The sequence below is a fragment of the Streptomyces sp. CA-210063 genome (genome assembly GCF_024612015.1).
Taxonomy (GTDB): Bacteria; Actinomycetota; Actinomycetes; order Streptomycetales; family Streptomycetaceae; genus Streptomyces.
Map to the genome: position 1 here is coordinate 1,720,270 of NZ_CP102512.1, position 21,680 is coordinate 1,741,949.

General features: G+C 71.9%; 17 protein-coding genes and 1 pseudogene. 5 read left to right on the forward strand and 13 right to left on the reverse strand.

The genetic code is table 11. The annotated features are described in order from the left end of the window. Nucleotides 1–10: 10 nt before the first annotated feature. Nucleotides 11–766 (forward strand): hypothetical protein, encoded by a 756-nt coding sequence (locus JIX56_RS07420; protein WP_257537966.1) that lies wholly within the window; start codon nucleotides 11–13, stop codon nucleotides 764–766. A 107-nt stretch (nucleotides 767–873) separates the two neighbouring features. Further along, complete coding sequence (locus tag JIX56_RS07425) at nucleotides 874–2,472, forward strand: CocE/NonD family hydrolase (RefSeq protein ID WP_257537967.1); 1,599 nt, start codon at nucleotides 874–876, stop codon at nucleotides 2,470–2,472. 155 nt (nucleotides 2,473–2,627) lie between these two features. On the opposite strand, the gene JIX56_RS07430 is transcribed toward JIX56_RS07425, so the two are convergent. Together JIX56_RS07430 and JIX56_RS07435 are read right to left on the reverse strand one after the other, a co-directional pair. Beyond that, nucleotides 2,628–3,371 (reverse strand): amino acid ABC transporter ATP-binding protein, encoded by a 744-nt coding sequence (locus JIX56_RS07430; RefSeq protein ID WP_257537968.1) that lies wholly within the window; start codon nucleotides 3,369–3,371, stop codon nucleotides 2,628–2,630. Nucleotides 3,372–3,519: 148 nt separating this feature from the next. After that, complete coding sequence (locus JIX56_RS07435; protein ID WP_257537969.1) at nucleotides 3,520–3,969, reverse strand: DUF6278 family protein; 450 nt, start codon at nucleotides 3,967–3,969, stop codon at nucleotides 3,520–3,522. 184 nt (nucleotides 3,970–4,153) lie between these two features. On the opposite strand from JIX56_RS07435, the gene JIX56_RS07440 reads away from it, so the two are divergent. Next, nucleotides 4,154–5,944, forward strand: coding sequence for an SGNH/GDSL hydrolase family protein (locus JIX56_RS07440; RefSeq protein ID WP_257537970.1), 1,791 nt, complete (start codon nucleotides 4,154–4,156; stop codon nucleotides 5,942–5,944). Nucleotides 5,945–5,948: 4 nt separating this feature from the next. Here JIX56_RS07440 and JIX56_RS07445 read toward each other — a convergent pair whose 3' ends face one another. From JIX56_RS07445 to pcaDC, 3 genes are read right to left on the reverse strand one after another with little or no spacing between them, the layout of a single operon-like run. Then, nucleotides 5,949–6,728 carry an exodeoxyribonuclease III gene (locus tag JIX56_RS07445; RefSeq protein ID WP_257537971.1) on the reverse strand — a complete coding sequence of 260 codons (780 nt, stop codon included), beginning with the start codon at nucleotides 6,726–6,728 and terminating at the stop codon, nucleotides 5,949–5,951. A gap of 53 nt (nucleotides 6,729–6,781) precedes the next feature. After that, entirely contained in the window at nucleotides 6,782–7,417 is a 636-nt protein-coding gene (locus JIX56_RS07450; RefSeq protein ID WP_257537972.1) for an MBL fold metallo-hydrolase, read from the reverse strand. A gap of 34 nt (nucleotides 7,418–7,451) precedes the next feature. After that, a complete protein-coding gene (pcaDC, locus tag JIX56_RS07455; RefSeq protein WP_257537973.1) occupies nucleotides 7,452–8,747 on the reverse strand; it encodes a bifunctional 3-oxoadipate enol-lactonase/4-carboxymuconolactone decarboxylase PcaDC in 1,296 nt (431 codons plus the stop codon). Between the two features lie 141 nt (nucleotides 8,748–8,888). Between pcaDC and JIX56_RS07460 the strand changes: the two genes are divergently transcribed. Together JIX56_RS07460 and JIX56_RS07465 are read left to right on the forward strand one after the other, a co-directional pair. After that, nucleotides 8,889–9,011: a hypothetical protein gene (locus JIX56_RS07460; RefSeq protein WP_257537974.1), complete on the forward strand. Its 123-nt coding sequence runs from the start codon at nucleotides 8,889–8,891 to the stop codon at nucleotides 9,009–9,011. A gap of 362 nt (nucleotides 9,012–9,373) precedes the next feature. Next, nucleotides 9,374–9,802 (forward strand): DUF2267 domain-containing protein, encoded by a 429-nt coding sequence (locus JIX56_RS07465; RefSeq protein WP_257537975.1) that lies wholly within the window; start codon nucleotides 9,374–9,376, stop codon nucleotides 9,800–9,802. 387 nt (nucleotides 9,803–10,189) lie between these two features. On the opposite strand, the gene JIX56_RS07470 is transcribed toward JIX56_RS07465, so the two are convergent. The 8 genes and pseudogenes from JIX56_RS07470 to JIX56_RS07505 all read right to left on the reverse strand — a co-directional run bounded on the left by JIX56_RS07470 (nucleotide 10,190) and on the right by JIX56_RS07505 (nucleotide 21,624). Beyond that, nucleotides 10,190–10,507, reverse strand: a complete 318-nt coding sequence (locus tag JIX56_RS07470) for a DUF2795 domain-containing protein (protein ID WP_257537976.1) — start codon at nucleotides 10,505–10,507, stop codon at nucleotides 10,190–10,192. Between the two features lie 216 nt (nucleotides 10,508–10,723). Continuing rightward, on the reverse strand, nucleotides 10,724–11,011 hold the full coding sequence (locus JIX56_RS07475) for a hypothetical protein (protein ID WP_257537977.1): 288 nt from the start codon (nucleotides 11,009–11,011) through the stop codon (nucleotides 10,724–10,726). 229 nt (nucleotides 11,012–11,240) lie between these two features. Further along, nucleotides 11,241–11,804, reverse strand: a complete 564-nt coding sequence (locus JIX56_RS07480; RefSeq protein WP_257537978.1) for a hemerythrin domain-containing protein — start codon at nucleotides 11,802–11,804, stop codon at nucleotides 11,241–11,243. A 241-nt stretch (nucleotides 11,805–12,045) separates the two neighbouring features. Beyond that, on the reverse strand, nucleotides 12,046–12,408 hold the full coding sequence (locus JIX56_RS07485) for a DUF2795 domain-containing protein (RefSeq protein WP_257537979.1): 363 nt from the start codon (nucleotides 12,406–12,408) through the stop codon (nucleotides 12,046–12,048). A gap of 98 nt (nucleotides 12,409–12,506) precedes the next feature. Then, nucleotides 12,507–13,010 (reverse strand): hypothetical protein, encoded by a 504-nt coding sequence (locus tag JIX56_RS07490; RefSeq protein WP_257537980.1) that lies wholly within the window; start codon nucleotides 13,008–13,010, stop codon nucleotides 12,507–12,509. A gap of 236 nt (nucleotides 13,011–13,246) precedes the next feature. Further along, nucleotides 13,247–14,688, reverse strand: a pseudogene (locus JIX56_RS07495) (DEAD/DEAH box helicase). Nucleotides 14,689–15,364: 676 nt separating this feature from the next. After that, a complete protein-coding gene (locus JIX56_RS07500) occupies nucleotides 15,365–16,840 on the reverse strand; it encodes an SWIM zinc finger family protein (RefSeq protein ID WP_257537981.1) in 1,476 nt (491 codons plus the stop codon). Between the two features lie 1,946 nt (nucleotides 16,841–18,786). Continuing rightward, complete coding sequence (locus JIX56_RS07505) at nucleotides 18,787–21,624, reverse strand: DEAD/DEAH box helicase (protein WP_257537982.1); 2,838 nt, start codon at nucleotides 21,622–21,624, stop codon at nucleotides 18,787–18,789. Nucleotides 21,625–21,680: the final 56 nt, after the last annotated feature.

Consider the following 21,680-nt stretch of genomic DNA (forward strand, 5'->3'; position numbering starts at 1 on the left):
ATGCGCGGCCATGAATGACGACGTGCGCAATATCGTCCTCGGCGTGATCGCGGCGGGGCTCAGTGCCTCGCTGGGCTGGTTCGTCCGGACGTACCTGTGGAAGCGGAAGCTCCGCCGCAAGCAGACGTTCTTCGGGCTGCCCGCGAACTCCGAGTCCCTGCTGGTGGTCAACCGTGATCCGTCCAGCGCGGATCTGGCGGTCCACCGCTTCGACGTGTTCGCGCTGCTGGAGCTCTCCGCGCTGATCAAGGACTGCGGCTCGCACGCGCAGATGATCACCCAGGACGCGGCCCAGCAGGGCTTCGGCGAACGCACCGAGTTCTGCGTGGGCGGGCCGGTCTCCAATCGCCGGATGGCCGCGCACATATCGGCCATGCTGCCCGGTATACGGTTCAACACCGACACCGAGCCCGGCCCCGACCGGGCCTCCTTCCAGATCGGCGGCGAGCGCTATCGCCTGGAGCCCGGCGTCACCGAGCACGTCATCCTGGCCCGGCTCACCACCGGCCAGCCGGACCAGGCGCGGCCCGTCTTCCTCTTCTGCGGCCAGCGCGCCATCACCAACCAGGCCGCCACCCGCTATCTCGCCCGCAACCACGAGCGCCTGCACCGCAAGTACGGCACCGGCACCTTCGTCCTCCTCCTGAAGGTCGTCAACTCCCAGGCGTACGGCGCCGATCTGGTCGAACTCGTCGCGGACGTCACGCGCGCGGCCCAGGCCCCGGCGCCGTCCGTCCCCGCACAGATCTCGCACCGCGCTTCCTAGTTCACGGCTGAACGTTACCGTCACGTAACTTACCGGGGAGTTACTTCCGGTAAGGGAGTCCGGTTACCGTCGGGTCACTTTGCACTTACACGAGTGAGGAGTGACCCGTGAGACACCCGCACGGCACCACATCGCGTACGGCCAGGGCTCTGCGTACGAGCGCCGCCGGCGCCGTCTCGGCCACCCTGGTTGCCGGCACGGCCCTGGGCCTCGCCCCCGCCGCACAGGCGGCGTCCGGCACCACAGGCGCCCCCACCACCCGCTTCGTCGACATCAAGGGCTACGGCGGCACCGTCCTCAAGGCCAACGTCGTCGCCCCGGCCGACGCCTCACGCGCGTACCCGCTCCTCGTGCTCCCCACGAGCTGGGGCCTCCCCCAGGTCGAATATCTGGCCCAGGCGCAGAAGCTCGCCGACGCCGGTTACGTCGTGGTCAGTTACAACGTCCGCGGCTTCTGGGAGTCCGGCGGATACATAGAGGTGGCGGGCCCACCCGACATGGCCGACGCCTCGAAGGTGATCGACTGGGCCCTCGCCAACACCCCGGCCGACGCCGGGCACATCGGCATGGCGGGGCTGTCGTACGGCGCGGGCATCAGCCTGCTCACCGCCGCACAGGACAAGCGCGTCAAGGCGGTCGCCGCGCTGAGCGGCTGGGCCGACCTGATCGACTCGATCTACGGCGGGCGCACCCAGCACCTCCAGGCGGCCGCCCTGCTGGACGGCGCCGGACGGATCACCGGCCGCCAGGGCCCCGAACTCCAGCAGATCTTCAAGGACTTCTACGCCTCCAACCTGGACAAGGAGGGGGACATGATCGCCTGGGGGGAGAAACGTTCCCCCGAGGCCTACCTGGACCAGCTCAACACCAACGGCACGGCGGTCATGCTCGCCAACGCCTGGGGCGACTCCATCTTCCCGCCCAACCAGTACGCCGACTTCTACGAGAAGCTCGCCGGCCCGAAGCGGCTGGAGCTGCGGCCCGGCGACCACGCCACCACCGAGGTGACCGGCCTGTTCGGGCTGCCCAACGACGTGTGGACGGACACCCGGCGCTGGTTCGACCGCTACCTCAAGGGCACGGCCAACGGCATCGACCGCGAGCAGCCCGTCCAGCTCAAGTCCCGTACGGGCGGCGCCTTCGAGGGCTATCCGGACTGGAAGTCGGTCGCCTCGACCCGCGAGAAGATCGCCCTGACGAGCGGCACCACGATCCGCGCGAACGTCGACTCGGGCGCGAACGGCGGCGTCATCTTCCTGTCCAGCGTCCTGGACCAGCTCGCCCAACTCCCGCCGGTCGCCTCGATTCCGCTGCTGCCGCGCCGCTGGGCGGCCGTATGGCAGTCGGAGAAGTACGCGACGGCGCGGTCCGTACGCGGCACCGCGAAGCTGCACACCACGGTGACGGCCACCAAGGAGAGCGGCACCCTCGTCGCCTACCTGTACGACGTGGGCCCGCTCGGCCTCGGCAAGCTGGTCAGCCACGCGCCGTACACCTTCCACGGTGAGACACCCGGCCGGCCGTTCGGCGTGGACCTGGAGTTGCTCTCCACGGCCTACGACGTTCCGGCGGGCCACCGTCTCGCCCTGGTCGTCGACACGGTCGACCCGCTCTACATCGAGCACAACCCGACCGGCGCGCAGCTGACCTTCTCCTCGCCGCCGAACGACCCGTCGTACGTGTCGATACCGCTGCGCGAGCAGTGATCTCCGGCTGCCGCCGGGCGGGCCTGGCCCCTGGCTACTGCGCGCCCGGCAGCAGCATCCCTGTTTCGGCCGGGGTGGCGTCCACGGCCTCGCTCACCCCAAGTGGATGAACCGCTCATCGTAGTCGAGGCCCGCGCCCGGTTCGGTGGGGGTGGTCAGTGCTTGAGGATCTTGGAGAGGAAATCCTTGGCACGGTCGCTCTCCGGGTTGGTGAAGAACTCGTCCGGAGTGCGGTCCTCGACGATGCGGCCGTCCGACATGAAGACCACGCGATTGGCGGCGGAACGGGCGAAACCCATCTCATGGGTGACGACGACCATGGTCATGCCCTCGCGCGCCAACTGCTGCATGACTTCGAGGACTTCGTTGATCATCTCCGGGTCGAGGGCCGAGGTCGGCTCGTCGAACAGCATGACCTTGGGGTCCATGGCGAGGGCGCGGGCGATGGCCACGCGCTGCTGCTGGCCGCCGGAGAGCTGCGCCGGGTACTTCGGCGCCTGGTCGGCGAGGCCCACACGGTCGAGGAGTTCACGGGAGCGCTTGTCGGCGTCCTCCTTGCTCCGTTTCCGCACCTTGACCTGGCCGAGCGACACATTCTGCAGGACCGTCTTGTGCGCGAAGAGGTTGAAGGCCTGGAAGACCATGCCGACGTCCGCGCGGAGCGCCGCGAGGGCCTTGCCCTCGTCCGGCAGCGGCTGCCCGTCGATCCGGATCGTGCCGGAGTGAATCGGCTCCAGCCGGTTGATCGCCCTGCACAGGGTCGACTTCCCCGACCCCGACGGGCCGATGACCACGACCACCTCCCCCTTGCCGACGGTGAGGTCGATGTCCTGCAGGACATGCAGCTCGCCGTAGTACTTGTTCACGTCGTGCATCTCGATCAGCGGATCGACCGCCATGCCCTGCCCGCCCTACTCGCTCTCGGCCGTGTCGTGTCGCAGGTGCCGCAAACTATCCGGACGGAAGTGGCCTCCATCCGCGACACGCACTCTCAAGGATTAGCCGTATTGTCAGGAATCGGTCGCGCCGATGTCGACCCCGAGGCGATCACCCCTCCGCGACCTCGGCGTACAGCTGGGAGAGTTCCGGTGCGCCGCTGGCGGCCCACTCCTGGCCGGCCTCGACCACATCGATCTCACGGCCGGAGGCCAGTCGTACCACGGGCTGTCCATTGGACCAGATCTCCCAGCGGGCGCCGGGGACGGTCCGTACGACGACCGTGCCCAGGTAGAGCCCGGCGTCGTTCCCGAGCCAGGCCACGGTCTCCTCGTCGTCGCGCCAGCGCGGGACGAGCTGGTCGAGTGCTTCCAACGAGGTCGCGGAGTCGTCGAGTTCGACACCGGCCTGCGCGGCCTGTGTGCGCAGCAGTTCGCATTCGGAGAGGAGTTCGGCGAGTCCCTCGTGACCGTCGTCGTCACCGTCACCGGAGGTGAACACCGCGACCCCGAACGCGGGGTCACGCCTCTTGCGCCAGTTGCCCAGGAAAGAGATGTTCATGCGGTCAGCGTGTCATTCGTACCGCCCTTCGCACCACAGGCGCGCGGGGACCGCTTGTTCGCCGGGAGTTCGCCCGCAGTTCGTACCCGCCTCATTGACGGGCCTCTGACGCCTCTTTAGCTTCGTGGCGCATCTGTCGTCTCATCGTTGTACCGATGTCGCATGAGGCGTCGTCATCGCCATCATGGTCATCACCGAGCGGGAGGGGTCGCGCGTGCGCCGACGCGTCTGGGGAACGACCGTCGTACTGGCTCTGTTGGCGACGGTCGCACCCGTCGCCTCCGCCCGGGCCGCCGACGACAGGGCGGCGGAACCGGCGCCGCTGGAACGCCTCTTCGACAACCGGGCGGTCAGCGACGACGCGCGGCCCGCCGAGGCCGACTTCGACGGCTCCGGCGGTTCCCTCTCGGCGACCGATCTGAAGGCCGCGGGGTGGACGCCCGGGCGGGCGCTGACCGTTCAGGGCGCCCGGCTGACCTGGCCACGCCGCGCGGCGGGCGAGCCCGACAACGTACGCGCCGCCGGCCAGTCCGTCCGCGTACGGGGCCGGGGCGACGCCCTCGCCTTCCTGGTCGCCGGCACGGGCGGCACCGACGCGACGGGCACCGGTACGGTCCGCTACGCGGGCGGCACCCGCTCCTCGTACCGTCTGACCGCCCCGGACTGGCGCACCGGCCCGCTCGCCATCAAGGCCGTGGCACTCCCCCACATCAACACCCCCGGCGGTCAACTCACCGAGAAGGCACGGCTGTACGTCGTCACCGTGCCGCTCGCCCGTGGCCGCGAGGTCGCCTCGGTGACCCTGCCGCGCCATCGGGACCTGCATGTGTTCGCCCTGTCGGTGCGGCCCGAGTCGCGCGGCTGGACGGGCAGTTGGGCCGCCTCCACCTCCGGCTACACGGCCGTCGGCCCCTGGACCGACCGGACGCTGCGGCTCGTCGTCCACACCTCGGCGGGAGGCCCCCGAGTACGGATCCGGCTCGACAACACCTTCGCGTCGGCGCCGGTACGGGTCGGGAGCGCGACGGTGGCCTTGCAGGCGGCGGGCGCGGCAGCCCGGAGCACGCCCGTGCCGCTGTCGTTCCGGGGCGCGTCGGGCACCGAGATCCCGGCGGGGGCACAGGCGTTCAGCGACCCGCTGGGCTTCGAGGTGCCGCCGGACACGAACCTGCTGGTGAGCTTCCATCTGCCGGAGACGATCACCTCCGCGCCCGTGCACCGGCTCGCCCAGCAGACCTCGTACGTGAGCGAGCCGGGCGATCACGCGGGCGACGGCTCGGCGGCGGCGTACACCTCGACGCTCACGACCTGGCCGCTGCTGACCGGCGTGGACGTGGGCGGCGGGCCGGGGTCCGTCGTGCTCCTCGGGGACTCGATCACCGACGGGGAGAAGTCGACGGTCGGTGCGAACCGGCGGTGGCCGGACGTGCTGGCCGACCGGCTGCTGGGGCAGCGCGAGGTCCCGCACTACGGGGTCCTCAACCAGGGCATCTCGGCGAACCGGGTGGTCGCCGACCGCTACCCGGGCGACGGAGTCTCCACCGACACGGGCGGCGTGAGCGCCCTGCACCGCCTCGACCGTGACGTCCTCGCCCAGACCTCCGCCCGTACCGCCGTCGTCTTCCAGGGCGTCAACGACGTCCGCTGGGGCGCGACGGCGGACGACGTCATCGCCGGGCTGCGGGAGATCGCGGCCCGCGGGCACGAGCGGGGCCTGCGCATGCTCGTGGCCACGATCGCGCCGTGCGAGGGTGAGGCCCGATGCACGGCGGCCGCCGACGCCCAGCGGGTCGCGGTGAACGAGTGGATCCGGGGCAACGAGGAGTTCGACGGGGTCCTCGACTTCGACGCGGTGCTGCGGGACCCGGAGAGGCCGACGCGGATGCTTCCCCTGTACGACAGCGGGGACCATCTGCATCCCGGGAACGCGGGGCTCGCCGCGCTGGCCGAGTCGGTGGACCTCAGCCTGCTGTGACGCCTTACACGTCCAGGTCCACCACGACCGGCGCGTGATCGGAGGCGCCCTTGCCCTTGCGCTCCTCGCGGTCCACGTACGAGTCCTTCACCGCCTTGGAGAACGCCTCGTTGCCGTAGACGAGGTCGATGCGCATGCCCCGGTTCTTCGGGAAGCAGAGCTGGCGGTAGTCCCAGTACGTGAAGGGGTGCTCGTACTTGAGGGGGCGGGGGACCACGTCGGAGAGGCCGGCCTCGCGGAGGGAGGCGAGGGCGGCGCGCTCGGCGGGGGTGACGTGGGTGAGGCCCTCGAAGGCGGCCACGTCGTGGACGTCGTCGTCCGTCGGCGCCACGTTGTAGTCACCCATCACGGCGAAGGGGCGGCTGCCGGCCGCGTCACCGGCGACGGCGGCCTTGAGGGCCTCGAACCACTGGAGCTTGTACGCGTAGTGCGGGTGGTCGACCTCGCGGCCGTTCGGGACGTACACCGACCAGACGCGGACCGGGCCGCAGGTCGCGGAGAGGGCACGGGGCTCCACGACTCCCTCGTAGCCGGGGTCGCCGGGCAGGCCCTTGACCACGTCCTCTATGCCGACGCGGGAGATCACCGCCACGCCGTTCCACCGGCCCGTCGCGTGCACCGCGGCCTCGTAGCCCGCTTCGCGGAGCGCGTCGAACGGGAAGCCGTCCTCGGCGATCTTGGCCTCCTGGAGGCAGAGCACGTCTGTGCCGCTGCTCTCCAGCCAGGCCAGAAGCCTCGGGAGGCGGGCGGTGATCGAGTTCACGTTCCAGGTGGCGATGCGCATGACTCACAACCTACCGGGCGGGTCTGACACTCCCGGTCCCGCCCGGTGGTCCCTCAGACGTCCGCCGAGGTCCCGGGGGCGAGGCGCAGATGTTCCGCGCCGCCCAGGGCGCCGATCTGGCGGTCGTAGATGGGGCGGGCGAGGTCGGTGAGGAGGGCGTCGTGGATGTCGTAGGCGCGCTGGGGCTTGACCTCGCGGACGTAGTCGATGACCTCGGAGATCTTGTTCCAGGGGGCCATGACGGGGAGCATCAGCGTCTCGACGGCGTGACCCGGGACGGTGAGGGCGTCGCCGGGGTGGAAGACACGGCCGTCGTCGACGAGGTAGCCGACGTTGGTGATGCGCGGGATGTCGGGGTGGATGACGGCGTGGAGTTCGCCGTGGACCTGGATGTCGAAGCCCGCGGCGGTGAACGTGTCGCCGTGGCCGACGGTGTGCACCCGGCCCGGGAAGGCGGCGGAGATCTTCTCGGCGACGGACCTGAGGGTCCAGATCTCGGCGGCCGGGTTGCCCTCCAGGGCCGCCCGCAGCCGTCCTTCGTCGAAGTGGTCGGGGTGCTCGTGCGTGACGAGGACGGCGTCCGCGCCGAGCGCGGCGTCCTCCTCGCTGAACCCGCCCGGGTCGATGACCAGCGTGCGTCCGTCCTTCTCCAGACGGACGCAGGCGTGCGACTTCTTCGTCAGCTTCATGGGTCCATCCTGCCTCCGACCGCCCGCCACCGGCTCACTCCTCGGGGGTGGTCTCCTCGCGGATGACCTGCTGGGCCACCCGGAACGCGCTGTTCGCGGCCGGCACCCCGCAGTAGACGGCGGCCTGGAGGAGGACTTCCTTGATCTCGTTCGGGGTGAGGCCGTTGCGGAGGGCGGCGCGGGTGTGGAAGGCGAGTTCGTCCAGGTGCCCGCCGGCGACCAGGGCGGTGAGTGTGACGCAGCTGCGGGAGCGGCGGTCGAGGCCGGGGCGGTCCCAGATCTCGCCCCAGGCGTAGCGGGTGATGAACTCCTGGAAGTCGCCGGAGAAGTCGTCCGCCGAGGCCAGCGCGCGGTCGACATGCGCGTCACCGAGCACCTCACGGCGGACCTTGAGCCCGGCGTCGTACGGATCGGGTCTGCCCATCGCCTCGGGCTGGGCGGCGGCCGGGGCGATCTCGGCGACCGGGCCGGTCTGCGGCGGGACGGCGGTGAGGGCCGGCTTGACCGGGGCCGCCGGGATGGCGATCTGGCCGGTGGAGTCGTAGGCGGGCTGCCAGGCCGTGGAGAAGTGGCGTACGAGGAGGTCGGTGACCGCGGCGGGCTGCTCGACCGGGACGAGGTGCGAGGCACCGGGGACGACGGCGAGACGGGCGTCCGGGATGCCCGCGACGAGCGTACGGGCCTCGGCGGGGCCGGTGACCTGGTCGTCCGAGCCGACGAGGACGAGGGTGGGGACGCCGATACGGCCGAGTTCGGTGCGCACGTCGAACGAGGCGAGGGCCTCGCAGGCGGCGATGTAGCAGCCGGGGTCGGTGGTGCGGACCATCTGCACGGCCCACTCGGTGATCGCGGGCTGCGCCGCCGCGAACCCGGCGGTGAACCAGCGGTCCGGGGACGTACGGGCGATCGGGTCGAGGCCGTTCGTCCGTACGATCACTCCGCGCTGGCGGAACTCGTCCGCCGTGCCGAAGCGGGGCGAGGCGGCGATCAGCGCGAGCGAGGCGAGGCGCTCGGGGTGGCGCAGCGCGAGTTCGACGCCGACGGCGCCGCCGAGCGCACAGCCCGCGTATCCGAAGCGCTGCACGCCGACGGCGTCGAGCGTCGCCAGCAGCCGGGCGGCCAGCTCGGTGACCGAGCCGCCCGGGTACGCGGGCGCGCCACCGTGGCCCGGCAGGTCGAAGCGGAAGACCCGCCACTGTTTGGTCAGTTCCGGGATCTGCCGATCCCACATGTGCCAGGTTGTACCAAGCGAAGGGCCCAAGATCAGGACTGGCGCCTCTTCTGGCCCGTCAAAGCGGTACTGCAGGGTGCTGGGCGTACTCTCACTCACCCGACTCACACTCCCACATCTCACAATTTCTCACGCGCTTGGGTCGGAACTCCGTGCAGGCCGTCCCATGTTGTGGCAGCCTCGCGAAGATCCTCCACATCGGGCTTCACACGGCGCACCCGCCGCAGCGGGTTCTCGTCCATGAGCCTGTACGCCCGCTCGCGGGAGAGCCGACGGGGAAGCCCCGGGTCCCTGGCCCGGCCGGGCGGCAGCGCCCAGGTGGCCCGCGGCCGCTTCGGCGAACAGGGCGGCGGCCGCGTGTGAGGGACGGCCTTGCGGTTACCCGGGCTCGTAGCGCTCGAACTTCAGTCGTAGTGCATGCACCGTCCGCGACCGGCGACGGACCGGGCCTCGCACCACTCGGCGAATGCGGCGTCCTCCGCCGAGTTCGTGGAGGGCGCCTGGGGAGGGGTCCGGCCCAGAACGGCTCAGGACGCAGTGGCATGCACCGTGGGTCACAGGCGCGAGGAGCAGTGAGCTCTTCGGAAGCCGCGGTTCCAGTCAGGTGCCACCGCGTCTGCAGCGCCACCAAGCGATGAGCGCAAGGACTGCGGCCGACCAGTGCAGCAGCGCAGCGGTACGGCTCCTTTGCGTCAGACCGCTATGGCACTGAAAGGAAAACGGACATGCAGCACGACGAAATGATCGGCAAGGTCCAGGCTCTTGCTCACCTCCCAGATCGGGGGTCCACCGAGCGAGCGACCCAGTCGGTACTACGGACACTGGCGGAAAGGCTGCCGGTCGGGCTGGCCGACCACCTGGCCGCTCAGCTGCCACGGGATCTGGCGGCGTACATCCGCGAAGCGACCGCCTTGGCCACCTCGGGCGGGCGGCCGAGCGGCGTCGGGGAGCCGTTCGACCTGACGGCTTTCGCCGGCCGGGTCGCGGTCCGGGCCGGTACCACGGAGGACACGGCGCTCCAGTACTGCGCTGCGGTTCTGGAGGTTCTCGACGCGGCTGTCTCTCCTGAGGAGATGCGGAAGCTGGCCGACGCCCTCCCTGCCGACATCCGCGAGCTGCTGCCCGCAGGACGCGCCGACGAGCCCCCCGCCTAGCGCGAGGAGCACCGTCGGCACGGCGGTCGGGGCCACGCCGTCATACCTCCGTCGTACCTCCGTCGTACCTCCGACGTTCGGTGCGGTGGCTCGCGCGCGGTCCCTGGGCTTCGCCATGGCGGCGGCCCGGCGGTGTCCGAATCGGCCGCAGCTTCCGCTGGGCATCGGAACCTGCCGTGCGGCATTGCGCGTCAGGGAGCCCGGCAGGTCCGGCGGAAACCGGTACGCGGTGACCGTCGCACCTCGGGCGTGACCGGCGGCGAGCAGCGGCGAGCAGCGGCGAGCAGCGGCGAGCAGCGGCGAGCAGCGGCGAGCAGCGGACCCTACTCCTGCGGCGAGGAGCCTTCCTTCCGGTATGAGTGCAGGGTTCCGGGCCGGCGTCCAGTTTCAGCGGTCCAGCTCCTCCTCTATCGGTGGCTTGGGCACCTCGCGCAGGTGCTGCGACAGACCGGGCTTGCCGCCCTGGCGGGCCTGATCGCCGCGCTGGGCCTGGCTGTGTCCCAGGTCCGAGTCGGGATCGGTCCGCACGGAACGGACGATGTCGTCGCGACTGGTGCAGGTCTCCGGCGGGATGCCGCGCAGAGCGGACATCACCTCGCCCGAGGCACCGGCGGAACGGGCCGCCTCCAGCAGTTGGGTCCTGCCCGCGGGGAAGTCCACATTCCGCAGAGCGCCCAGCACGTCGTCGACCGTCGCGTGCGCCATGGGAAACACTCCTCACTCAGGTGGAGGACGGGCTCCGCGTACCCGTGTCGATTCCCGGCACACAGGGATCAATGAGAACAATCAGGTCGACGCAGGACCTGACACGCGCTGGATACGCGAGCACGGCATGTCGGCCACGCCTGCGGCACGGAGTGCGACCGAAGGGGCGGGCCCAGGCGAACCGGACGAACCCTGCTGGAGGCCCCCAAAGGCCCCTCAGCGCCAGTCGACCGCCCCGCCGGTACAAGGCTGAGCGGGGCCGCGTGCTGGGCGGCCCCGCTCAGGGGGATGCGACCGGTGGCTTCTGTCGGCGTTCTCGGGACGTTCGCCCTTCGGGCCGCGGCCGCGCTCGGTGCGCGGTCCCTGACTCCGCCACCGCGCATCCTGTTGCAGGGAGTCGTTGGCGGCCTCGTTGGCATCCTGGCCGGAGACCCCCGACCGCTCCGCCTCCTTGCGCAGCCTGGCCCTCTTGGTGTCGTACTTCTTGCTTCCGGGTTGGGGCACGACGATCACCTCCTGGCGCCGGGTACCCCACGCCCCGCCAGGCACAAACTCCCGGGACACTCACGGCTCCGTCCATCGGCACGACAGCCGGAGCACCGAGTACCGCGGTCACGACCCGAGGACGGAATCGCACGCCGCGCCGCGAACAAGGGACCGCCGCTCGCCGAGCCGCACCGGTGGTGCAGGAGCCGCTTCAGTCCTGTGAGTGTCGCCAGTCCTGTCAGTCCTGTCAGTCCTGCTTTCCCCGGCCGGTGAGCATGTCGCGCAGGCGGTCGACCATGCCGGCACCGGGCGCGAGGAGTTTGTTCGCGGGCGGTGTGTCCGGCGCGGTCGGATGCGGGCGGGTGGGAGCGTGCTCCTTGGCCGAGCGCACCTTCTCACCGAGCTTCTCCAGGGCATCGGCGGAGCAGACGTCGGCCAACATCGGGAAGAGCCGGTTCTCCTCGTCGCTGACATGGGCCGTGACGGAGTTCTTCAGCCGCAGGATCAGCGTGTCGAAACGCCCGTCCCCGGGCTGGCAACCCTCGAGCTCCTTGAGCATGCGCTCCACTTCGCTGTGATCGGCGATCTCCTTGTCGGCGAGGTCGTCTCCCCCGTCGACGTACCGGCGCACCGCCGGGTAGAGATACTCCTCCTCGGCCACCGAGTGCCGGATCAGCTCCATGGTGAGCCGGTCCGCGAGTTCGCGTCGCTCCTGGTCGGCCCCAGGCAGCGCTTCGATCTGTGAGAAGAGGTCATCCACCTCGCGGTGATCCGCGGTCAGTTCCTGGATGACGTTTCCGCCGTGTCCCATGGGTTCTCCACTCCTGCGTAGTTCTGAGGCCGAGTGTCGACCGGCCGTCTTGTGCACCGTGCGTCGGCGCGTCCGGGTCCCACCGGCCGGCTCCTTCGGTAGCCGCCGGAGCAATCGCTGTCCGGAGCTCCACCGGCCCGCCACCCAGCCGGATACCTGCCACGCGCGCACCGACGACCGCACGCCGGTCCGTCACTTCACTCCGGTGGCCGACAGGATTCCGGCCGGTGTTCCGGATGACTCACCCGTTGTGCCTGTGAGGGATCGCGTTGACGATCTCGGTCACGTTGGCGTACTCACCGTTGTCCGACAGCCGTCTCACTGCAGCCAGCGCCGCGTCCGGCGCGTGGTGTGCTTCCAGGACATCCAGCACTGTCTGCCGGTCGGCCGGGAAAACGGATCGCTCCAGGTGGCGGGCCAGTTCGCTCCGCAAGGCTTCCGCTTCGGTGTCCGCCTGAGCCCGTTCCCGTTCCTCACCGGGCGGCGGCACCGGTCCGCCCGGGTCCACACGTATGTCGTCGTCCGCCGGCGGCTCAGGCTCGTACGCCTCCTCCACGTGAGTGGGCCGGCCGGAACGCAGATGGCCTTCCAGTTCGTGCTTCATCTCGTCGTCCTTACGGGGACTGACGGGATTGCTGCCCCGTTCCATCTCCAACACCTCCCTTTCTTGCCGCGTGCCGTCGTCAGACAGCGGTGGGCTCGTCAGACAGCGGTGGGCTCGTCAGACAGCGGTGGGCTCGTTCGTCCAGCGGAGCAACGCGCCGAGACCACGCCCGGAACGTCCGCGCAGTCCCCGTCCGGGGGAAAACGATCAGCGAAATCGGCGCCGGTCCGGTCGACGTATGTCACCGGGCAGACCGGGTCCTGGCCACACCGCTCCAACAGCGGCGCAAGGCGGGGCAGAGGGGCCCAGCAGGCGATCTGGCCCTGCGGAGGCCGGGAGAGACGACAGCTGAGCGCCTCCCCTCCGGCAACGAAGATCGCTCGCCCTGCCGGATCTTCCGCCGGGCTGATGTCCGTCGGGGCGTCGGGCACCGCTTGAGTGGTCGCCGTGTCAGCACCCTCCTCCTCCAGCGTCCGGCACGCTTCCCGTACGAACACCTCGCGCCGCTTCGCCCGCCACTCGTCGCCCTGAGCAGGGCCGAAGTACGCGGCGGCCCACGGGCCGACGCGGTCGAGGAGCAGTTCCAGGACTGACAGCCGCACACATCCTCCTCATTCATCCCCGTGCTCGGGCCGAGTGCCCCGAGGGCTGCGAGGGACACACAGAGGCTCCTGGGGAACGCCCGGTCTCGTGTCCGTCGACGTGGCACGGGACCCGACGATGTCACCGTCGCGCGGGCGCCGGAGGAGGAAGATCCCAGCGTTCGGCGGAGGACCGGCCGCCCCCTCGGCAGGCCAGTCGACCACCGGCGGGAAGTGCCTTCAGCGGCTCAAATACTTCAAGGCGCCTCCTGACGACGGTCGGTCTCCCGGTCGCCGTCCTCCGGCTCGCGCCGTGTGCGCAGCACCGTGAGCAGGCCGTCTCGTGCGGCCAACGCCTCAAGGGACAGCGTGTGGTAGCCGGCGTGGTCGAACAGCACGGTGATGCGGTCCTGGTTCTCGCTCAGCACGGTGCCCTCGCCCCATCGCTCATGCCGCACTTCGGTCCCGACGGAATACGTTGCCGCCGCGGGGTGGGCGGGCCGCTCCCCCTGCCTCCTCTCGGGGCGGTCCTCGTCGCACCTGTCGCAGTTCCCGCACGGCGCCGCGCACTCCTCCCCGAAGTAGCCGAGCAGGAAATGCCGCCTGCAGCCGGTCGTCTCGGCATACGCCCGGGCCATCTCGACGCGTGACCGGTCGCTCCTGCGATGCGCCCGCGCGGCCTCTGCGGCCTGCTCTGCAGCTTGGCCGGGAGACACGCCGGGGGCCGGACGTATATCGCCCTCCTCCCCCGTGACGACGGTGTCGGCCTCTTCCAGCAGGTTCACCGCCGCGGTGACCCGGTTCCTGGACAGGCCCGTGTCCTGACGCAGCTCGTCCAGGCCGGCGGGGTCTCCGCGGTGGTCGTGAACGGCGTCGGCCACGTCGAACAGGACGTCCCGGCCCGCCGTGCGGCCGGCGAAGTAGGTCTGCATGCCCGTGTCCTCCGGCCGGTAGTGCAGCACGGTGAGGGCCGGACGTCCGTCCCTGCCGCAGCGGCCGATCTCCTGGTAGTAGGCGTCCAGGGAACCCGGCAGCGACGCGTGCAGGACGAACCGTACGTCCTCTTTGTCGATGCCCATACCGAACGCCGAGGTCGCCACCACGACGTCAGCCGCGCCGGACAAGAAGGCGTCGCGGTCGCGGTCAGGGCCAGCACCGGTGGTCTCCCCACCCGGCGTACCGCCTGTTCCAGGCGTAGGTAGTCGGGGCGGAAGTCATGGCCCCACGAGGACACGCACTGGGCCTCGTCCACCACCAACAGAGCAGGACGCGACTCTGCCAGCCGCTCCACCACCTCGTCCTTGGCCAGCTGCTCCGGCGACAGGTACAGCAGACGGGCCTCGCCCCGGCGCACCGCCTCCCAAGCGGCCTCCGTCCTCGCCGCGCCGAGGTCGGAGTTGACGGCGACGGCACCAGGGGCGCGGTCACCGTCCGGCAGCCCGGCGATCTGGTCCCGCTGCAGGGCCAGCAGCGGCGACACCACCACGACCGGTCCGGACAGCATCAGGGCAGGGACCTGGTAGACGGCGGACTTGCCGGCGCCGGTTGGCATGACGACGAGGGTGTCCTCGCCCCTCAGCACCCACTCCATGGCCGTGAGCTGCTCGGGTAGGAGGGTGTCCCAGCCGAACACGTCCGCGGCGATCTCACGCAGGCGCGTGGCCCGGCCCTGTTCGGTGTGCGGTCCTTTGCGTCCCATGGCCCGCTCCTCACGGCTCGTGCGGCGCGTGCGGAACGTCGCGCCCATGGCGCCCCCTGAGTACCCGCGGGGCTGGCGGACGATGCGGCGTCACGCTCGCCCATGTCGCGAAGTCGATGGGGACGTGGATGGGAAAGGTGATGGGGAAGCGAACGGGGAAGTGGATGGGAAAGGTGCTGGTCCTCTCATCCCGGGCCGCCGCAGCACCACGTCCGCCGACTGTCCTGCTCCGGCTGTAGCGGAACGGAGACCGTCATGGCAGAGATCGGCCCAGCCTCGCAGAGATCCTGAAGGGGTCCGACTGTCCGGCCATCCGCGAAAATCTCATCTCGCCGGCCGAGAGCAACAGCGCGGAGGACATCGTCGTCGGGAAGGGGTCAACGACGTCCGCCCGAGGGTTCCCACACGTGTCGCCGCCATCGTCCTTGCCCGCCTGCTCGAAAGCGGAGAGCCGGAGTGCACCGGTGCCCGCGGCGGCCGCTGCCCGCCGTCGTAACCTCGCAGCGCGCAGAAGCCCCGCCGGAGTACGGCTCATTCCGGGCGACGCTTCGTCGTCTCACGCACTCTCGGACAGGTCCCACCAACTGTACGGACTCCCCCGGACTGCGAGGCGCTGACCTGGCATCACGCGCTTGTCATGGATCGGCCGGACACCCCTGGACAGTCTTTGGTGTCGTCAGTCGTCGGTCGCTCCCAGGCCCGTCAGCGCGCCCACCGGGTCGAGGTCCGGTATGCCTCTCGGCCACCAGTCGTCGTGGCCCGGTTCGGACTCGTAGGCGTACCAGAGGCCGTCGCGGCCGAGGCGGAGCTGGACGTGGCCGCGGGGGTGGGTGAGGTGGTTGCGCCAGGGGCGGAAGGCCGGGAGGTCGGCGGCGAGGAGCAGGGGGCGGGCGCGGTCGAAACGGCCGGCGGGCGGGTCCCAGGGCTCCTCCAGGACGGCCAGCCCTTCGAGGCCGCCCTGACGCCAGGCGGCGACCGCGCGGGCCAGGTCGGCCGGGGTGCGCCCGGTGGCGGCGGCCAGGGACGAGTACAGGGCGCGGGTCGTGGCGGTGAGACCGGAGCCGGGGCGGGCGGCCGCGAGCCGTACCGCGTCCTGCCACAGCGTCAGTTCGGCCACCGGGTCGCGTCCCGTGGTGAGCAGCGCGTGCGCGCGTGCCGCCGCGTCGGTGGCCAACTGGTCCAACGCGAACGGGTCCGGACCGCCGGGCGCGCCCGGGTACACCGGGGGCTGTTCCGGATGCGGCGGCGGGGGCAGCGGGGCGGGCAGCGGTGGGAGGGTGCGCGGGGCGAGGGCGTCCCGGGCCCGAACCCCCGGCAGCGGTGCGGGTTCCTGCTCCTGAGCGGCACGCGCCGCACGGGCCGCGTTGCGCCGCGACAGCGCGTCGAGCAACTCCCGCTCGCCCCGGCCCCGCAGAAGCAACAGTACGAACGGGTCCTCGTCCAGCAGCCGTGCCGTCTGGTAGCAGAGCGCGGCCGCATGCTTGCAGGGGTGCCCGAAGTCCGGGCAACTACAACGGGGGTCGAGCTCCCCGGACCCGGGGAGCAGCCGCACGCCGCGTGGGGCACGGGGGGAGGACGGGGCGCTGGCACCGGGTCCGGGTCCAAGCCCTGGTCCGGGTCCGTGACCGAGCCCTGGTCCGGGTCCGTGACCGAGCCATGGTCCGGGTCCGGCTTCGGGGTCGGGTCCGGCTTCAGGTCGGGCTTCAACTTCGCGTCCGGGTCCAGGTCCGGCTTCGGGGCTGGCTTCGGCTTCAACTTCGGGGTCGGGTCCGGGTCCGGCGAGAGCCTGCGGCATCTCCTTGTCCAGCAGCGCCGCGATGTGCCCCGGCTGCTCCGCCGCCGCGTCCAGGAAACGGTCCCATTCGCCGTCGTCCAGCGTGCGCAGGCGGAGCTGCACCCGGTACGGCCGAGGCCTGCTGCCATGCACATACGCCAGCACCAGCCCCGGCGTGACGGTGATCGCGTCCACGTGCCCCTTCTCGGCATACGCCCGCCCACGCGCCAACCGCGCCGCGTCCAACGCGCCCTCTTCCAGAGCCGTCACCCACGCATTGCCCCACCACGTCTCCGCGAACGCCTCCCCGGCCGTAGGGCGCGGCGGGAACGGCCGGAAGGTACGCCGCAGTTCACCGTCTCGGGAAGGGGCGGCCATGGTGCGGGGGACGCGGGGGGTTGTGGGGATGTCCGGCCGGGGCGTGGCGGCGAGGCTGGTGTCTGGCTGGGGGACGTTGGAGGAGGCGGCGCCGGGGGAAGCTGGTGGGACCTGGCGGTCGGCACCGGAACCGGGGACAGGCTCAGGATCGGGGGCAGGCTCAGGATCGGCAGCGGGCTCAGGATCGGGAGCGACTGAGGAGCCCTCCCGCCGTGCGGATGGACCGCCTGCACCCGAGGACGGCTCCTGCGCGATGTCGCCGTGAATGGCGGGGTCGTGCGGCCCGCGGTCGACGGACGCGTGGCCGTGGGACGCGCGGTCGCCAGGCGCGTGGCCGTGGGACGCGCGGTCGCCAGGCGCGTGGCCGTGGGACGCGCGGTCGCCAGACGCGTGGCCGTGGGACGCGTGGCCGCCGGACGCGTGGCCGTGGGACGCGTGGCCGCCGGACGCGTGGCCGTGGGACGCGCGGTCGCCAGACGCGTGGCCGTGGGGCGCTCCCTCGCGGGAAGCCGCCGTACCGCCGTCACCGTCCCATTCGGTATCCGTGCCTTCGCTGGAGGCCGCGTCGGCGTCCGGCCCCTCGGAGGGCAACTTGAAGGCATCGGCCAGCAGTTCGCGTACGTCGCGGGCCCGATTCCTGGGAGCCCGCTCTCCGGGGGCGCCCCCTGGGGCCCGCTCTCCGGGCGCGTCTGCGAGGGCCCTGCCGCCCTGGGCCTCTCCCCTGCCTGTCAGGGCACTTCCTGATGCCTGACTCCCCGTTCCCCGGTTGGCCCCGGCGCCGCTTCGAAGCCCCCGCCCCTCCGGCAGCCGGCCCGGCGACAGACCGGCGGCTCGCCGCGAAACTCGGCCTTCCTTGCCTGCGGCCGCACCACGAGCGCCCTCCGCCTCGACACGAGCCCGCTCAGCCGCATCGCGGGCGGCCCGCAACGCCTCCCGGGCAATGTCGCCAGGGCGAGCGTTCGGCTTTGTCGCCTCACCGGGGCGAGCGCCGGACTTGGTCCCCTCACCGGGGCGAGCGCCGTTTCCTGTTGCCTCACCAGGCCGCTCACCGGGCTTACTTCCGTCACCGGCCCGAGCAACGGGCTGGGCACCAGGCTGGGCACCGGCCCGAGGCTTCCCGCCAGAGCGAGCACCTGGCTTGGTTCCCTCATCGACCCAGGCACCAGAACCGGGCCGCTCACCGAGCAGGGAGACCCCCGGCTCAGCAAAAGCACGCTCCGTCGCCCGCCCACCAGGAGCACCCCGCCCTGCCATCGACTCGGCAGCGCCCCGCTCCCCCGCAGACTCGGCGTCACCCTGCTCCCCCACCACCTCGGCAGCACCGCGCTCCCGCGCAGACTCGGCGTCACCCCGCTCCCCCACCACCTCGGCAGCACTCCGCTCCCCAGCCAACTCGGCAGCACTCCGCTCCCCAGCCGTCTCCCCGAGACCGGCCGCCCGGGATTCCGCAGCCCGCCGCAACGCCTCCCGCGCCACGTCGCCGGGGCGGGCAGCCGCCCGAGTCGTGGACGCCGCCTCCGGCCTCGGGGCGCCGGCAGCCGGCGCGGAACCCGAACCTCGTTGATCACAGGCCTCGGCCCCGTGCCGGTCCTGTCCCCGCGCCGCCCGCAACGCCCGGCGGGCCGCATCGGCGGGCCGTGGCCCGGCACCGGAGTCCGGCCCGCCCGGCTCTCCCACAGAAAGTGGCCGGTCGGCGGAGACGGCCTGCTCCTCCGCACCAGGGGCTGACCACCCCGTACGGCCACCGGAGTCAGACCCGTCGGCCGCCACGCCTGCCGCCCCTGCCACGTCGGGCAGTGAGACCCCGTCGGCCTCCACCTGAAGGCGCGGCTGCTCAACGGCATCCTGTTCCGCAGGCCGCGCGTCCTCCGCACCGGCCTCATCCCCGAGCCACACGCCCTCCCCGGCGCGCCCCTTCGCGCCCTCAGGCGTCCCCGCTCCCCCACTCACGCCGACCTCCGCAAGGACACCAGGTCGGTCAGCTCGCGGTCCGTCATCTCCGTCAGGGCCGCCTCGCCGGAGCCGAGGATGGCGTCGGAGAGGGCCCGCTTGGATTCCAGCATTTCGGCGATGCGGTCCTCGATGGTGCCCTCGGTGATGAGGCGGTGGACCTGGACGGGCTGGGTCTGGCCGATGCGATAGGCGCGGTCGGTGGCCTGTTCCTCGACGGCGGGGTTCCACCAGCGGTCGAAGTGGACGACATGGCCGGCGCGGGTGAGGTTCAGGCCGGTGCCCGCGGCCTTGAGGGACAGGACCAGCACCGGTGTCGCCCCGCTCTGGAAGCGGTCCACCATGTGTTCGCGCTCCTTGACGGGCGTACCGCCGTGCAGCAGCTCGACCGGGACGGCACGGGCGGCGAGGTGCGCGGCGATCAGACGGGCCATGCCGACGTACTGGGTGAAGACCAGCGCGGAGCCGTCCTCGGAGAGCAACGTGTCCAACAGCTCGTCCAGCAGGGCGAGTTTGCCGGAGCGGGCGGCGAGGCGGTCTCCGGCGGCGGCTCCGGCCTCCTCCTTCAGATACAGCGCCGGGTGGTCGCAGATCTGCTTCAGCGCGCCCAGGAGTTTCAGCACCAGGCCCCGGCGGGCGATGCCCTCCGCCGTCTCGATGGCCAGCATCGACTCGCGTACGACGGCCTCGTACAGGGCGGCCTGTTCGCGGGTGAGGGGGACGGGGTGGTCGGTCTCGGTCTTGGGCGGGAGTTCGGGGACGATGCCCGGGTCGGACTTCTTGCGGCGGAGGAGGAAGGGGCGGACCAGGCGGGCGAGACGGGTCACGGCCTCCGCGTCCTCGCCGTTCTCCACGGCGCGGGCGTGGCGGGCGCGGAAGGACTTCAGGGGGCCGAGGAGTCCCGGGGTCGTCCAGTCGAGCAGGGCCCAGAGTTCGGAGAGGTTGTTCTCCACCGGGGTGCCGGTGAGGGCCACGCGGGCGGGGGTCGGGATCGTACGCAGGGCCTTCGCCGTCGCCGAGTAGGGGTTCTTGACATGCTGGGCCTCGTCGGCGACGACCATGCCCCACTCCTGCTGGGCGAGGAGCGGGGCCGTCGAGCGCATGGTGCCGTAGGTGGTGAGGACGAAGCCGCCGTCGAGCCCGTCGAGAGTGCGGTCGGGGCCGTGGAAGCGGCGGACGGGCACGCCGGGGGCGAAACGGGTGATCTCCCGCTGCCAGTTGCCCAGTAGGGAGGCGGGGCAGACGACCAGCGTGGGTTCGGGCCGGGCGCGGCGCAGATGCAGGGCGATGAGCGTGATCGTCTTACCGAGGCCCATGTCGTCGGCGAGGCAGCCGCCGAGGCCGAGGGAGGTCATGAGGTCCAGCCAGGCCAGGCCCCGGAGTTGGTAGTCGCGGAGGGTGGCCGAGAGGCCGGGTGGCGGGTCCACTGTGCCGATGCCCGCCGTCAGGCGGTCGCGTAGAGCCGCCAGCGCGCCCACCGGCACCGCGTCCACCGTCTCGCCGTCGACCTCGGCGGTGCCGGTGAGCGCCACGGACAGGGCGTCCACCGGGTCCAGCAGGCCCAGTTCGCGTTTGCGGGCCTTGCGGACGAGGGCCGGGTCGACGAGGACCCACTGGTCGCGGAGGCGGACGATCGGACGGTGGGCCTCGGCGAGCGTGTCCATCTCGGCTTCGGTGAGCGGGTCGCCGCCGAGCGCCAACTGCCAGCGGAAGCGGAGCAGTTCCTCGCTCTCGAAGAAGCCGGTGCCGTCCGTGGCGGAGCCGGGCGCGGAACTGACCTCGGCCCGGGCGCTCAGATCGTGGGCCAGGTCCCGGGGCCAGTGCACGGCGACGCCGGCCGCACCGAGCCGGGTCGCGGCGACGCCCAGCAGGTCGGACAGCTCGTCCTCGGAGAGGGCGAGGACATCGGGCACGGCCTGCTCGGAGAGCCGGTCGAGGGGTGGCCAGACACGGGCCGCGCGTCGTACGGCGAGGGCGGCGTCCACGTGCGCGCGGGGTCCGAACGCCGTGTCCGCGTCGCCCGCCCACAGGGCCGAGGCGTCGACGACGAGGGTGGGGTCGGCGAGGCTGTGCACCTGGACGACGGCCGCGCCCGCGCGTGGGGCGCCTTCGCTGTCGTCGAAGAGGTCGTACGCCGACAGGTCGAGGCGCAGGGAGATGCGGACGCCCGCGTCCATGCCCGCGGCGACCTCGGCCGCCCAGTCGCGTGCGTGCGGCAGCCGCTGCCCGGTGTGCGCCGCGAACGGTTTCCCGGAGACGTACGGCGCCGCCGGGCCGCGCGGCAGTGTGTCGGCGACCGCGTCCAGGAAGGACCGCATCAGGGCTTCCGGTTCGGGCAGCCGCAGGGGGCCCTTGCCGGGCAGGGGCACGGCGTGGCCCTCGTACGGCAGTGCCGCGGCGACGGCTCTGAGGTGCGCGATGTCGTCCTGGTCGAGTGGTCCCGCCCGCCACGCGTCGTATCCCTCGGGGGTCAGTCCGGGCAGCAGCCGCCCCCGGGCGACCAGTCGCAGCGCGTGCAGCGCGGCCGCGCCCCAGCAGGCCGTGGCGGGGTGGGCGGCCGGGTCACGCCGGGCGCGCGTGAGCAGGGGGAGGGCTTCGCCGACCGGCAGGCACACGGCGGGGGCGGTGCCTCGGCGGGCTCCGGAGCCGTGCCGTCGTACGACCGTGAGGTCCTCGGTGTCTCCCGGCGGCGGTTCCCCGCCCGCCGGGTCCCAGAAGGCGAACCGGCCGTGGCGGGGCAGCGGCGCGGGCAGGAAGACGGCGGCCAGCCGGACGGGGACGGCCGTCCGCGCGAGGGCGGCCGTGTCGGCCTCGGGAACAGCCATGTCCCGCATACGTCCGGTCACCTCCCGCCCTTCGGTCGGATGAGCCGTCTCCGGCTCCGATCAGC